Raw genomic sequence first — 13,351 nt, 5'->3', positions numbered from 1 at the left:
GGATAGTATTATTTAATATTATTCGAATTTATAACAAAATATAGTAAAATTGATTGTTTTTCTCTGTATTTTGTTTGATTAACTGGAATAACGTAACATATGGATCTTATTTTTATATAGTTGAAATCAGTACATGAAATTATATCGGCGATTTTCAAATTATATCAGCGATTATATGTCGAATATCGACTTACCGACATTAAGCGACATTTTTCATCGTATTGCTCCTTTAACATTCTATTTCACCAAATGTAATTTTCATATTCGGAGCATATACTAAAGAGGAATGTAGATGAAACGCTCTAAAAAATTTGAGTTCAGCTTCATATTGATCTAACGCATCATCATATGTTAATCCTCTGTCTATTAAACGTTCTACAAATTGTTGCTTATCACCGGGATTACCAGCAATCCCTTCTTCTTTTAATGATTGATACAAATCGTTTTTATCATTATGATGCATATTAGAATCTAAAAAGTTCACTTTATCACTTACTCTACATTGAATATTTTTTACGCCTAGTTCACTTAAAAACATCGGTATTTTCATACCAATATTTCCATCTTTTCCGCTTCTCTGCATGTCACTTTCAAATAAATTCTGCAAAGCTCCTAGCCTAATAATTTCCGATTGATTCTCTCCATTTAAAAAGTATGAAGACATATTTGATATCCAATGTGGTTCAAAACAGATTATTTTTCCGCCCTTTTTAATTGAATGTATCATTTTTTCTAGCATCGTTTTTGGTGAACTCATATGTAACAAAAAAGCATGACAGATTGCTATATCGTATTTATCGTTTAATTCTATTTCTGTAGCATCCCCCTCCATAAATTCTGACTCATATGGAAGTAAACGAAATAACGCTCTCGCTTCAGCTAATAAAGTTTCTCCACTATCAATGCCGGTATACTTTGATCCTTTTGGAAGTAATGGCATTAATACTAAGCCTAAATAACCATATCCACAACCGTAATCAACGATATGTACAGGCTTAGTAATCTTCCAAACTGTATTTACTAAAAAGCTTACATAATCGTCGTTGTAATATAAATCTCTCGTGTTTTTTAAATATGTTAGTTTATTGTTCCAATCATACGTTTCCAACATCTAACGCCTCCTTTTATATACAAAACTAAAGTTCTCTATAGAATAGTCGTATTCCTACACTTTTCTTAAAATTTCAAAGCAAAAAGCTAGTGTATTATTAAAAATACACTAGCTTTTTATTTGGAAGAAAAATTTAACAAGTACAATCACAATCAAAACAATCCGTACAGTCTAAATCGTCACAATCTGCTTTCCTCTTTCTTTTGTTTCTTTTAAGATAATAATACAGTAGCCCAAACAATAGTATACAAATAACAAAAGCTATTATTGCTTCTGTATACTTATTTTGAGTCATAAAACCAATTCCACTTCCGCCTGAAATAAAAATTAGAATTAAATAAATCCAGAACATCTATGTAAATACCTTCATTACTATATATCTTAAGATAATATCCATATAACACCAGAGGAAATGAATAATCCCATACCATTACCGCTTAATACACCAGTAGTTATTCTTAGCAAATTTGAGCTACTTCTCCATTTCCACTTTTGGGTGAACCCATCGATAAGTAACGGAATTTGAGCGAAAAATGATAGTATGATTGCGAAAAGAAATGAAGGTGTCATATAAAAATAAATTGGAAACATTAAAATACCAATAAGCATGCCTGTACAACGCGCACATAAAGGTATGTACTTTTGTAGTTTAAAAAAACTCCTATCTAATCTTCTATGACAAGGAATTTGTAAAATAAAAGTTCGAATCAATATGAATCACCCTCTCTAAAAAGATTTTAATTGATTTTGCAAAAAAAATATATATCCAATAAAAAAACAAACCAGGTTTATACTAGACCCAGTTTGTCAGTTTACTACTATGTTACATCTCCTCAGGTGCCTCCACCCCAAGTAAACGTAATCCTTCTTTTAATACAATCGTCACAGCATAAACCAATGCGAGTCTGCTGTCTTTTTCTTTGCTCTCTTCTAATATACGAACATTACCATAATATTTATTGAATGATTGTGCTACATCTAATATATATTTCGAAATAATCGATGGCTCATTTTTATTGAAAGCTGCTTCAATTATTTGCGGGAATTTATTTAGGAATTTTACGACGCTCCAGCTATAATCATCTTTTAATGCAAACGTACACGTTTCAAATTCTACACTTTCTTTTCTTAAAATAGAGCAAGCACGTGCATGTGTGTACTGTACATACGGTCCTGTTTCTCCTTCAAATTTTAGCATATTTTCTAATGAAAATTCGATATTGTGCATACGCTCATTTTTTAAATCGTGGAAGATAACTGCGCCAACACCGACTTGCTTCGCTACTTCTTCTTTTTGTTTTAAGTTTGGATTTTTCTCTTCAATATTTTGTTTTGCAAGTTCGATTGCTTCCTCAAGTACTTCTTCGAGTAAAATAACTCTTCCTTTACGTGTCGACATTTTCTTACCATCTTTTAAAATGAACCCAAACGGTACATGTTCCATGCCGTCAACCCAAGTGTAACCCAGCTTTTTTAATACAGTGAAAAATTGATTGAAGTGTAAACTTTGTTCTGGGCCAACTACATATAGCGCTTTATCAAATGCATATGTGTTTTGACGGTATAACGCTGCCGTTAAGTCACGTGTTGCGTAAATCGTTGCACCGTCGGATTTTCTAATTAAGCAAGGCGGCATTCCCTCTTCTTCTAAATTAACGACTAACGCGCCTTCTGACTCTTCAAGCAAATCATGTTCTTCTAAAATCTCAATAAAATCTTCCATCAAATTATTATAAAAAGCTTCTCCTTGAAAATTAGTAAATTCAACACCGAGAAGTTCATAAATACGAGAAAATTCTTTTAAAGATTCGTGGCGGAACCAATTCCAAAGCTCAACAGCTTCTTCATCACCTTCTTCTAATTTCTTAAACCAAGCGCGTCCTTCTTCTTCTAATTCTTCGTTGTCTTTTACCTCTTCATGGAATTGAACATATAACTTAAATAGTTCACGGATTGGATCCTCTTTCACTACTGCTTCATTGCCCCATTTTTTATAAGCGGTAATTAACTTTCCAAACTGTGTTCCCCAGTCTCCAATATAATTAATCCCTACAACTTCATAGCCACATTTTTCAGCGATATGTTTCAGTGAATTTCCAATCATTGTAGAACGTAAATGCCCCATTGAAAAAGGTTTCGCAATATTAGGAGACGAATAATCGATAACTACAGTCTTTTCACATCCAAAATGATTTTGACCGTACTCTTCTTTCTCCGCTAAAATCGTTTTTAATACTTCATCACTTACCGTTTCACGATTAAAAAAGACATTTACGTAAGGACCAACAGCCTCTACTTTCGCAAAAAACGGATCACTTAATTTCTCTGCAACTTCCTTTGCGATAATAGCTGGTGATTTTTTATATTGCTTCGCAAGTGAAAAACATGGAAATGCAACATCTCCGAATTCATCTTGTTTCGGTGTTTCAATTAAATCTAAAATTTGCTTTTGCGTTAATTCATTCGTAAAAATATTAGATAAACTTTCTGCAAACTGCTTTTTATAATCCATGCTACAACCTCCTTCATTTTTAAAATACAAAAAACTCGTCTCTAAAAAAGAGACGAGTTTGAACCCGTGGTACCACCCTTGTTGTTCATTACGAACCACTTTCCCGTTTATAACGAGGACAGGGGGCCTCGGCTTACTCTACTATTCGTTCAAGAAGCATCTCCGAAGTGCGCTTCATCTTTTTCTTCCGCACTAGGCTCACACCATCCCTAGCTCGCTTTCCTTCTAAAAAAGACTACTCTCTTCATCACAGACAGTATATTTAATTAATTATTGCTTATTATACATCTTTTCAAACAATTAGCAAGGGTCAATTACACCAAAGTGAAACTTAGCACTTTTTCTTTTGTATACGTAAAAATTATGTTTTTCAAATCTAGAACTACGGAAATGGTCTTTCAGAACGACACGCTTTCTAGCCACACGCTTCGCTTCCGCAATTGCTTCATCAGTAATATCATGATACAAAGCGAAGTGTTTTAATCCTTTTATTCCATCTGATTCTATAACAGTTTCTTCAAACATCGGATCAAGATATACGACATCATAACTATTATCTTCACATTGTTTTAAAAATGCGTAATGCTCAGTTTGCTTTACATCAATTCGTTGCATTGCTTTATCAATTTCAGAAACGGATGAAGACCATGTTTTCAAACCATTTTCCATAATATAAGCCATATACTCATTGCCTTCAAGTCCGGTTACTTTTCCGCTTTCACCAACAATATAGCTAGCCACAATACTATCTGATGCCATACCGAGCGTACAATCTAACACTGTCATTCCGCTTTCTAATTTAGCAGCTTGTACGAACGGATCGTGTTCTCCGCGCATTAATCTCTTCACACGAAACATCGCTGAGTTTGGATGAAAGAAAAACGACTCCTCTGTTCCTTTTGGATAAATGGCTAATCGATTTTTGCCTACGACAAGTACATCTTGTTCATACTGCTCATGCAGTTTATGTACTGGTATATCATTACGTTTAACGAATGAACGATTTAATTCTGCGGCTACCCGCTTTGCATAATCTATCATTTCTTTATTCGTTCTTCCTGCTGTTGTTACTATCATTGTTTCACCTCTATATAAAGAAAAGAGGGAGATTTACTCTCCCCCTTCTTTAGCAATTCTTTTCGAAAGCTTGCTCTAAGTTCGTAATAATTTCGTCCATAGTTGCACCTTCAATTTCATGACGGTGAATGAAGTGAACAACTTCTTTTCCTTTTAATAATGCCATAGATGGTGAAGATGGAGGAATTTCTCCGAAGTATTCACGCATTTTTGCAGTAGCATCTTTATCTTGACCTGCGAATACAGTTACAAGATGATCAGGTTGTTTTTCAGCACGAACAACTGCTTGACCTGCTGATGGACGTGCTAAACCAGCTGCACAACCACAAACAGAGTTTACAACTACTAAAGTTGTACCTGTTGTGTTTTCCATAAATTCTGTTACAGCTTCTTCTGTAGTTAACTCTTCAAACCCAGAACGCACTAATTCTTGACGCATTGGGATTACCATTTGGCGCATGTATTCTTCATAAGCATTTGACATCTTGCAATCTCTCCTTCAACTTTCATTCCAAATTCATCATATCACGCTCTATTAATAGGTGCAAAAGAAAGATAACGATGATTTCATTTTTTTGTAGGGATTTCACAAACCCCACCGCGGCAATGTCCAACTGGGACAAGTTTTCTATTGTTAGCGATATAATCATATACTTTATTTCCAAATCCAAGTACGATAGATAGCTTTATAAAAGGCACCGCAAACCAATAAGATGGAATGGACTTTGCTAATACATGTATGCTATGAATGCCGTCATACCACTTATTATTTTTAAAAATATACAATCTTTGTTCCATCTTACTTTGTAGTTCTTGAGAAAGTTCATACTTCTCAACTACATCTTCATCTCGAAATGAAACAAATTTCACCTTACCCTTTTTATCTAATTTCTTCGTACGTTCTGCAACCGCCGTACACATCGGACACCAACTATCATAGAAAACAATCATACATTATTCCCCTTTACGAGACTCCGTCATTTGTTTCCATACAGAACCTTTTGCTTCTTCTCCGCCTTCAATACGCTCTAACGCTAGACGTGCTTGCATTGCTACTTCAAACTCTGGATCATCTTGCGCTGCTTTTAATGCTGGAATTGCACTTTCATCTCCAAGTTCAAATAAGAACATCGCTGCACGCCAGCGTACTAATTTACTTGGATCTTTCAGAGATTTAATCATAACGAACATCGCCGCCGGATCACCTACATCTGATAAACAATCTCCTGCAGTACGACGAACACTTACAGAGCGATCTAATAAGGCTTTATATAATAACGGTAATACTTCATCACCTTTTACCATACCTAAATATGCTGTTGCTAAACGGCGAATCGAAACTTTTTCATCATCTAACGCCATCTTCAACACTGGAATATCTTCTTCAGTAGGATCCATTTGTTCTAAAGCTGCAAAACGTTTTTTCCAGTCAGCATCTTTCATCATCTCTTCTGTTACTTTATATGGCTCACGCTTTTGAATCGTTACTTCAACAGCACCTGCCTGATTTAATAATTCTTTGACCGTTTCATTTATACGTTCTTCCGGATAAGCAGCAACAATCTCTTCTACTACTTCTTTCCCGATTTCTTCAAAATTACCGTAACGTGTACTTTGTTCCACCCATTTACGTTCTTTTACAACGTTTGGTGCAGACATTTGAACTTTCATAATTGATTCTTTAAAACGGTCAGGTAAACCAACACGTTCTTCCGTCGTTCCATCTGTTAACTTTACTTGCATTGGGATAGTAAAGAACATTTGAACAAATACTTTCACTTCTCCAAAATGAGCAAGTTGTTGTTCTTCACTTTCTTCTACTACTTCTTCGCCAAAAACAGCACGAACTTGCTGTAATAAAACTTTCCAGTCATACTTTGCATTTCGCTCCACTGCTAAAAAGTCGGCTACATGATATACACCTTTAATACCTTCAATTTTCAAAATTTCTTGCACTTGCATTGGCGCTTGTTCTTTATTTTCATTTGTATAATTATTACGTGCTCCTGATGGTAATACTTCATTCAAAATAACTTTCATTGTATTTGGACTTGGCGTCGGTTCAATTGCTTTAATCTTCACGTAAAAAACTCTCCTTTATTGCATGTTCTTAGCTGTATTGTAACATGTTATCACTCTATACTCCTACTCGGATGCTTAATTTTACTATTTACTTTTCTACATTGCTGGGAAGTTTCATTCATTCTATTTTCACCTAATCATTCCATAACTATAGTTAAAAGTATAATTGACAATTACATAAAAAGGGATTAACCTTAACTCATAAAATGACCAAGGTCATTTTATGAACAAAGTCATTCAAAGGTGGAGTGATAACAAATGAACAATGTCATAATTATTGGTGGCGGTATTGCTGGACTTTGCGCAGCAATTTCCTTACAAAAAATAGGAATAGAAGTAAAAGTATATGATAAAAACACTGAGCCTACTGTTGCTGGTACGGGTATTATCATTGCTCCGAATGCAATGCAAGCACTTGAGCCATACGGAATTTCTGAGAAAATCAAAAAATTCGGCAACGAAAGTGACGGTTTTAACCTTGTATCCGAAAAAGGAACTGTTTTCAATAAATTGATTATCCCATCTTGTTATCCAAAAATGTACTCTATTCATAGAAAAGATTTACATCAATTGCTACTTTCTGAACTACAAGAAGATACTGTCGAATGGAGAAAAGAATGTGTAAAAATAGAACGAAATGAGGAAGACGCCTTAAAAATAGTATTTCAAGATGGTAGTGAAGCATTTGGCAATATACTGATTTCTGCCGATGGTATTCATTCTGTCGTTCGAAAACAAGTAACACAAAGGGATAATTATCGTTATGCAGGATATACGTGTTGGCGTGGCATAACTCCTACTAATAATCTTTCTTTAACAAATGATTTTATTGAAACTTGGGGAACGAACGGTAGATTTGGTATCGTCCCTCTTCCCAACAACGAAGTATACTGGTATGCGCTCATAAACGCGAAAGCTAGAGATCCAAAATACAAAGCTTACACAACAGAAGATTTATATAATCATTTCAAATCTTACCACAATCCCATACCATCTATTTTGCATAATGCATCGGACGTTCATATGATTCATCGTGATATTGTAGACATTATGCCAATGAATCAGTTTTTTGAAAAACGCATCGTTTTTATTGGGGATGCTGCCCATGCACTTACTCCGAATTTAGGCCAAGGTGCTTGCCAAGCAATTGAAGATGCGATTATTTTGGCTGAATGCATCAAAAATAATGCCCATTATCGTCAAGCATTTATAGAATACGAACAAAAAAGACGAGATAGAATTGAAAAAATCTCAAACACTGCGTGGACAGTTGGAAAAATGGCGCAAATAGAAAGTAAACCTTTAACTATAGTAAGAAATGAAGTAATGAAACGTATTCCAAAATGGATTTCTGAAAGGCAAGCACATGAACTATATAACTTTCATTTATAATAATAATAAGAAACAGCATTCTCTATCCTTCTTTCAATTACATTAAACTTAATCATGAAGTAAGATTTTATTTGAGATTATCTATTAAACAGATATAATTGTTTGTGTTAGGAGTAGATTATATGCTGAGAGAAACGAGAAAAAAAGAATTAAAAGAACTTATATTCCTAAAAGCAGTACAACTCTTCCAAGAACGTGGGTACGAAAATGTAACGGTTCAAGATATTACTACTGCATGCGGGATTGCAAAAGGAACTTTCTTCAATTACTTTCCGAAAAAAGAAAACATATTATTATTTTTAGGTGATTCTCAAATTGAACTATGGAATGAAAGTTTAAAAACATATGCAAATGTAGAACATCCAAAAGAAAGAATTAAACTTGTTCTAGGAGACTTACTAGACCGTTTTACTGGACATGGTGACTTAATGAAGCATGCCGTCTTTGAGATTATAAAGTCTAATTACTTAGTAGAAAATGAAGTAAAAAGTATACAGCAGCTACAAGAAGGTTTGTCTGCAATTATTACAGAGGCGAAAGAGACAGGAAAATTAAACAGTCAATGGGATATATATATTATCACTTCTACTATTATGAGTACTTATTTTTATACATTAATGTCCCATTCACTATTACATGCTAATGAAATAAACGTGAAAAATACACTCAACCAACAATTAGATGTTGTTTGGGAAGGGATCAATCAAAAGTGATAGAGGGCTATATTACTAAGCCCTCTTCTTACGATGCGCCCTCCCTCCTTCTTTCCAAAAATGTAATGCTCTCAATCACAACTTCCGTTATATATATTCTCTTTCCTTGATTATCCTCGTAATTCCTCGTATGAATACGTCCAGTAATTCCAACAAGTGAACCTTTCGTACAATATTCAGTTACATTCTCAGCTGACCTTCTCCATACGACGCAATTAATAAAATCTACTTGCTGCTCACCTAAGCTATTTCGAAAACCTCTATTCACCGCAACACATACTCGTGCATACGCGACGCCTTGCTTTGTGTAGTATAATTCTGGCTCCTTTGTCAATCTACCGATTAATACAACTCGATTCATCATAAGTTATACCACCTCTCATATTTTTCTTCATTGTAAAGAAAAATATATGAAGGGTAAAAAGCTTAAAATAATATACTTTATAATAAAAAATATATTTTTATACCTTATAAAAACTAAAAAGAAACCTTACATACTTTAAACATGTAAGATTTCAAAAAATTATACTTCACTGCATGAAATGTAATATCCTCCGCGGGCCATCTTTACTTCCGCACGATATAATACTTCTTCTAAGTAGAAAGTTATCGGTTTTACTTTACTCTCAAATTTCAGTTGTTCATTACATTCAGCTGCATAACTTTCAATAGCTGAAGTAATAACTTCTCCCGATGGATACGTTAAAGCATCATCTAGTTCTATGAAAAAACTTTTAGAAAATAGTTTTTTCATAATCCCTTTCTTCTCTTTCATCATATTCCATCCCCTTCAATTTAAGGTTACCAACATCCATATTATACCACATCATCAATATATCTTTGAAAATAAAAAAATCCTGCATTTTTCACGCAGGATTTTTTTATTAGTCATTTTTCGTAAAGTAAGAAACGAAACGAAGAATTTCTAAGTATAACCATACTAATGTAAGCATTAGTCCCATTGCAGTGTACCACTCCATATATTTCGGAGCTTGACTACGTACACCATTTTCGATTAAATCGAAATCTAGTAATAAGTTTAATGCAGCAACTACGATAACAACTGCACTAATAATAATACCGATCGTACCACCTTGGTGAATGTACGGAACAGTTACACCAAACATGTTTAGTAGAAATACGACTAAATACATAACCGCAATTCCAAGTGTTGCTGCCATCACGCCTGTACGGAATTTATCCGTTACTTTTACTACGCGTGTTGCATATAACACTAACATCGCAAATAGAATTGAGATTGTTAGTAATACAGCATTTAAAACAATAGAATCGCCAAACTTCATTGTATAAACAGCTGAAATACTACCTAATACAACCCCCTCTACCGCCGCATAGATTGGTGCACCAAAAGGTGAAATACGCGGGAAGAACATAGACGCAAATGCGATGATTGCCGCAACGATTAAAGCGCCAATTAATACTGGCATCTTCATCGTACCCTCTATCATCTGTATGTATGAATAGACAGACGTTGCAAGTAGCAAGATAAGCATAATAAACGTTTTGCCTACTGTTCCGCCAATAGTCATCGCAGAAGCACTTGCTCCTTCTTTACGGAATGCCTCTTTTTTCAACATTGGATTAGATGTTCTCATTTTTTCCCTCCTAAAATAGGTTCTACCAATAGTGTAAAGTTTTTCTCTTTACTTTTCAATATATGCAGCTTGTTTTTATTTTAATCCTTCAACAATGTCGGATAGTTCACTCCATCTTTCCATCGTTTTTTCTAACTCTTCTTCTGTTTTTTGCTGTGCTTCAGACAATTCTTGCGCTTTCGTAAAATCAGAACCAACATTCGCAAGCTCTTCTCCAATTGATTCTAGCTTTTCTTCAAGTTCCGCAATTGTATCTTCAATTGTTTCCCATTCGCGCTGCTCGTTATATGAAAGTTTACGCTTACGTTGTTGTTTCGGTGCTTCTTCTACTACTTTTTTCTCTTTCTGTACTTCCGCTTTCTCAATAAGTTCTCTCGTTTTTTCCATTTCTAAGTAATCCGTATAACTACCTAGAAATTCGCGCACTTCTCCTTCTCCCGTAAAGATGAACAATTCATCTACTACTTTATCTAAGAAGTAACGGTCATGCGATACAGTTAAAACGACACCTGGGAAATCTTCTAAATAATCTTCCAACACCGTTAATGTTTGTGTATCTAGATCATTCGTAGGCTCATCTAGTAATAGTACGTTCGGTTCTCCCATTAATATACGTAATAAGTATAAACGTCTTCTTTCACCGCCAGATAATTTGCCAAGAGGTGTACCATGTGAATGCGGCGGGAATAAGAAACGTTCTAACATTTGAGACGCACCAATTACTTTTCCATCTGTCGTATGAATAACTTCCGCAATTTCTTTAATGTATTCAATCATACGTTGATTTAAATTCATTTCTTCATTTTCTTGCGTATAGTAAGCAATTTTTACTGTTTGTCCAACTTCAATTTCACCACTATCAGGAGATATTTTACCTGCAAGCATATTTAATAGCGAAGATTTCCCGCTTCCATTCGCTCCAATAATTCCGATACGATCGCCTGGTTTCACGATATGATTGAAGTTGTTTAATACTGTTTTATCGCCAAATTTTTTCGTTACATCTTTTAACTCAAGTACTTTTTTCCCAAGGCGACTACCGCTAAGCGCAATATCAACTGACTGTTTTGCAGCTGGACCTTCTTGACCTTTTAACTCTTCAAATCGTTGAATACGTGCCTTTTGCTTTGTCGAACGAGCTTTTGCACCACGGCGAATCCACGCTAGTTCACGGCGATATAAGTTTTGACGTTTTGATTCTTGCGCAAGTTCTTGTTCTTCACGAAGTGCTTTCGCTTCTAAAAACGTACTGTAATTTCCTTCATAACTATACAATTTTCCATTATCTAATTCGAAAATACGATTCGTCACACGATCTAAGAAATAACGATCATGGGTTACAAGTAATACCGCACCTGTGTACCTTGCTAAATATTCCTCTAACCACTCAACTGTCTCATGGTCAAGATGGTTCGTAGGCTCATCTAAAATTAATAGATCCGGTGTTTCAATAAAACACTGCGCCATCGCAATACGTTTTTTCTGTCCACCAGATAAATTTCCAACAATTGCTGTGAAATCAGTAATTCCTAATTTCGTTAATAACGATTTTGCATTCGCATTTGCTTCCCACGCACTCATCGCATCCATACGTTGTTGCACTGCAAATAATTGTTCCTGTACCTTTTCATTACTTGGATCTTTTTCGATATGTAATAGCGCCTTTTCATAATCACGAAGAAGACGAATTAAAGGTGTATCACCATGGAAGACTTGCTCTAATACTGTTAATTGTTCATCAAACTCTGGTTGCTGTGATAAATAACTAATTGTATATCCACGTGAATGAGTCATATCACCTGTATCAGGAATTTCTGCCCCTGCAATAATTTTTAATAAAGTTGATTTACCAGTACCGTTTACACCGATAATTCCGGCACGTTGTCCTTCTGCAATACTAAATGATAATCCATCAAATAACGGTTTTTCTCCATATGATTTTGATAAGTTTTCCACAGTTAACATTTTCATATTTGTGCATTCCACTCTTTCATAAATTGTTCAATAAACTGTTCCATATAACGATGACGAACTTCCGCCTCTTGTTTTGCTGCATTCGTATTCATTAAGCCTTTTAGTTTTAAAAGTTTTTCATAAAAATGATTTAAAGATGGGTCATTATTTTTTCTATATTCATCTTTCGTCATCACTTCACGAGGAGGAATAGTTGGATCATACATTAATCTCCCTTTCGCCCCGCCATACGCAAATGTGCGAGCTATTCCAATTGCACCAAGAGCGTCTAAGCGATCTGCATCTTGAACAATCTTCCCTTCAATTGACTCCACTTTACCGCCATGACCACCTTTATAAGACATATTGGCGATAATATGAAGAACATGCTTACTTTCCTCTTCTTCAACATGTAACTCTTCTAACCAATCAGAAACTTTTTTCATTCCTGCTTCTTCACTTTCATTTAACTTCTCATCTGCCACATCGTGAAGTAATGCTGCCATTTCAATTATAAAACGATTTCCTCCTTCTTGCTCGGATAAAGAAATCGCCAGTTTATGTACGCGCTCAATATGATACCAATCATGCCCACTCGCATCTTTTTCTAAAATATGTTTTACAAAAGTAATTGTTTTTTCTATCTTTTCTTGTTTTGTCATTTTATCTTCACCCAGTTACTTATTGTAACACGCCCGCATTTTTTCATCACATATTTTCTTGTCCGCCCATACACTAGGTGGTAGGCATCATCATGAAGGAGGAATAAATATGTTCTATAATAATCAACCGCCTTACCCACAACAACCATTTTACCCTCAGGCGCAGGAACAAGAACAAAGATATACAGAACAATATGAAGAACAAGAGCAACAATATGAACAAAATCCATATG

The 13,351-nt window shown here is 34.9% G+C and carries 15 protein-coding genes and 1 other annotated feature; of the genes, 2 read left to right on the top strand and 13 right to left on the bottom strand.

Annotated features, from left to right (window positions below):
• Positions 1–229: 229 nt before the first annotated feature.
• From MR083_RS18380 to MR083_RS18345, 8 genes are all read right to left on the bottom strand, one after another.
• Positions 230–1,108, bottom strand: a complete 879-nt coding sequence (locus tag MR083_RS18380) for a class I SAM-dependent methyltransferase (RefSeq protein WP_041184750.1) — start codon at positions 1,106–1,108, stop codon at positions 230–232.
• 136 nt (positions 1,109–1,244) lie between these two features.
• A complete protein-coding gene (locus tag MR083_RS18375; protein WP_000498604.1) occupies positions 1,245–1,463 on the bottom strand; it encodes a hypothetical protein in 219 nt (72 codons plus the stop codon).
• A gap of 29 nt (positions 1,464–1,492) precedes the next feature.
• Complete coding sequence (locus MR083_RS18370; RefSeq protein WP_000621473.1) at positions 1,493–1,822, bottom strand: DUF2085 domain-containing protein; 330 nt, start codon at positions 1,820–1,822, stop codon at positions 1,493–1,495.
• Positions 1,823–1,934: 112 nt separating this feature from the next.
• Positions 1,935–3,623 carry an arginine--tRNA ligase gene (gene argS / locus MR083_RS18365; RefSeq protein WP_242269683.1) on the bottom strand — a complete coding sequence of 563 codons (1,689 nt, stop codon included), beginning with the start codon at positions 3,621–3,623 and terminating at the stop codon, positions 1,935–1,937.
• Between the two features lie 45 nt (positions 3,624–3,668).
• Positions 3,669–3,883 (bottom strand) — a binding site (T-box leader).
• Between the two features lie 40 nt (positions 3,884–3,923).
• A complete protein-coding gene (locus tag MR083_RS18360) occupies positions 3,924–4,700 on the bottom strand; it encodes a class I SAM-dependent methyltransferase (protein ID WP_000637425.1) in 777 nt (258 codons plus the stop codon).
• Positions 4,701–4,749: 49 nt separating this feature from the next.
• A complete protein-coding gene (locus MR083_RS18355; RefSeq protein WP_000063712.1) occupies positions 4,750–5,184 on the bottom strand; it encodes a BrxA/BrxB family bacilliredoxin in 435 nt (144 codons plus the stop codon).
• 83 nt (positions 5,185–5,267) lie between these two features.
• Positions 5,268–5,651 (bottom strand): thiol-disulfide oxidoreductase DCC family protein, encoded by a 384-nt coding sequence (locus tag MR083_RS18350; protein WP_000634898.1) that lies wholly within the window; start codon positions 5,649–5,651, stop codon positions 5,268–5,270.
• A gap of 3 nt (positions 5,652–5,654) precedes the next feature.
• The gene (locus MR083_RS18345; protein ID WP_000692569.1) at positions 5,655–6,782 is read right to left on the bottom strand and encodes a conserved virulence factor C family protein; all 1,128 of its coding nucleotides are present in this window, start codon (positions 6,780–6,782) and stop codon (positions 5,655–5,657) included.
• Positions 6,783–7,040: 258 nt separating this feature from the next.
• Here MR083_RS18345 and MR083_RS18340 point away from each other — a divergent pair, with 258 nt between their 5' ends.
• Complete coding sequence (locus MR083_RS18340) at positions 7,041–8,174, top strand: FAD-dependent oxidoreductase (protein ID WP_001066847.1); 1,134 nt, start codon at positions 7,041–7,043, stop codon at positions 8,172–8,174.
• 122 nt (positions 8,175–8,296) lie between these two features.
• Positions 8,297–8,887: a TetR/AcrR family transcriptional regulator gene (locus tag MR083_RS18335; RefSeq protein ID WP_242269682.1), complete on the top strand. Its 591-nt coding sequence runs from the start codon at positions 8,297–8,299 to the stop codon at positions 8,885–8,887.
• 28 nt (positions 8,888–8,915) lie between these two features.
• Here the strand turns inward: MR083_RS18335 and MR083_RS18330 are convergent, their stop codons facing one another.
• The 5 genes from MR083_RS18330 to MR083_RS18310 all read right to left on the bottom strand — a co-directional run bounded on the left by MR083_RS18330 (position 8,916) and on the right by MR083_RS18310 (position 13,118).
• Entirely contained in the window at positions 8,916–9,251 is a 336-nt protein-coding gene (locus MR083_RS18330) for a single-stranded DNA-binding protein (RefSeq protein WP_000982033.1), read from the bottom strand.
• Between the two features lie 159 nt (positions 9,252–9,410).
• Positions 9,411–9,665 carry a DUF4318 domain-containing protein gene (locus tag MR083_RS18325; RefSeq protein WP_000975124.1) on the bottom strand — a complete coding sequence of 85 codons (255 nt, stop codon included), beginning with the start codon at positions 9,663–9,665 and terminating at the stop codon, positions 9,411–9,413.
• A 106-nt stretch (positions 9,666–9,771) separates the two neighbouring features.
• Positions 9,772–10,503, bottom strand: coding sequence for a Bax inhibitor-1/YccA family protein (locus tag MR083_RS18320; protein ID WP_242269681.1), 732 nt, complete (start codon positions 10,501–10,503; stop codon positions 9,772–9,774).
• A 75-nt stretch (positions 10,504–10,578) separates the two neighbouring features.
• Complete coding sequence (locus MR083_RS18315; protein WP_014893791.1) at positions 10,579–12,474, bottom strand: ABC-F family ATP-binding cassette domain-containing protein; 1,896 nt, start codon at positions 12,472–12,474, stop codon at positions 10,579–10,581.
• Complete coding sequence (locus MR083_RS18310) at positions 12,471–13,118, bottom strand: HD domain-containing protein (RefSeq protein WP_000165941.1); 648 nt, start codon at positions 13,116–13,118, stop codon at positions 12,471–12,473. The genes MR083_RS18315 and MR083_RS18310 overlap by 4 nt, the downstream gene beginning before the upstream one ends.
• Positions 13,119–13,351: the final 233 nt, after the last annotated feature.

The organism is Bacillus cereus group sp. BfR-BA-01408 (genome assembly GCF_022663305.1).
Lineage (GTDB): Bacteria > Bacillota > Bacilli > Bacillales > Bacillaceae_G > Bacillus_A > Bacillus_A pacificus.
The sequence above is the reverse complement of the archived record's forward strand: the minus strand, read 5'-3'. Positions and strand labels throughout refer to the sequence as shown.

Coding starts and splice junctions, on each gene's coding strand:
- MR083_RS18355 (WP_000063712.1), bottom strand. CDS start 5,184: ATGTCAAATGCTTATGAAGAATACATGCGCCAAATGGTAATCCCAATG.
- MR083_RS18315 (WP_014893791.1), bottom strand. CDS start 12,474: ATGAAAATGTTAACTGTGGAAAACTTATCAAAATCATATGGAGAAAAA.
- MR083_RS18350 (WP_000634898.1), bottom strand. CDS start 5,651: ATGATTGTTTTCTATGATAGTTGGTGTCCGATGTGTACGGCGGTTGCA.
- MR083_RS18330 (WP_000982033.1), bottom strand. CDS start 9,251: ATGATGAATCGAGTTGTATTAATCGGTAGATTGACAAAGGAGCCAGAA.
- MR083_RS18360 (WP_000637425.1), bottom strand. CDS start 4,700: ATGATAGTAACAACAGCAGGAAGAACGAATAAAGAAATGATAGATTAT.
- MR083_RS18335 (WP_242269682.1), top strand. CDS start 8,297: ATGCTGAGAGAAACGAGAAAAAAAGAATTAAAAGAACTTATATTCCTA.
- MR083_RS18340 (WP_001066847.1), top strand. CDS start 7,041: ATGAACAATGTCATAATTATTGGTGGCGGTATTGCTGGACTTTGCGCA.
- MR083_RS18320 (WP_242269681.1), bottom strand. CDS start 10,503: ATGAGAACATCTAATCCAATGTTGAAAAAAGAGGCATTCCGTAAAGAA.
- argS (WP_242269683.1), bottom strand. CDS start 3,623: ATGGATTATAAAAAGCAGTTTGCAGAAAGTTTATCTAATATTTTTACG.
- MR083_RS18375 (WP_000498604.1), bottom strand. CDS start 1,463: ATGTTCTGGATTTATTTAATTCTAATTTTTATTTCAGGCGGAAGTGGA.
- MR083_RS18310 (WP_000165941.1), bottom strand. CDS start 13,118: ATGACAAAACAAGAAAAGATAGAAAAAACAATTACTTTTGTAAAACAT.
- MR083_RS18325 (WP_000975124.1), bottom strand. CDS start 9,665: ATGATGAAAGAGAAGAAAGGGATTATGAAAAAACTATTTTCTAAAAGT.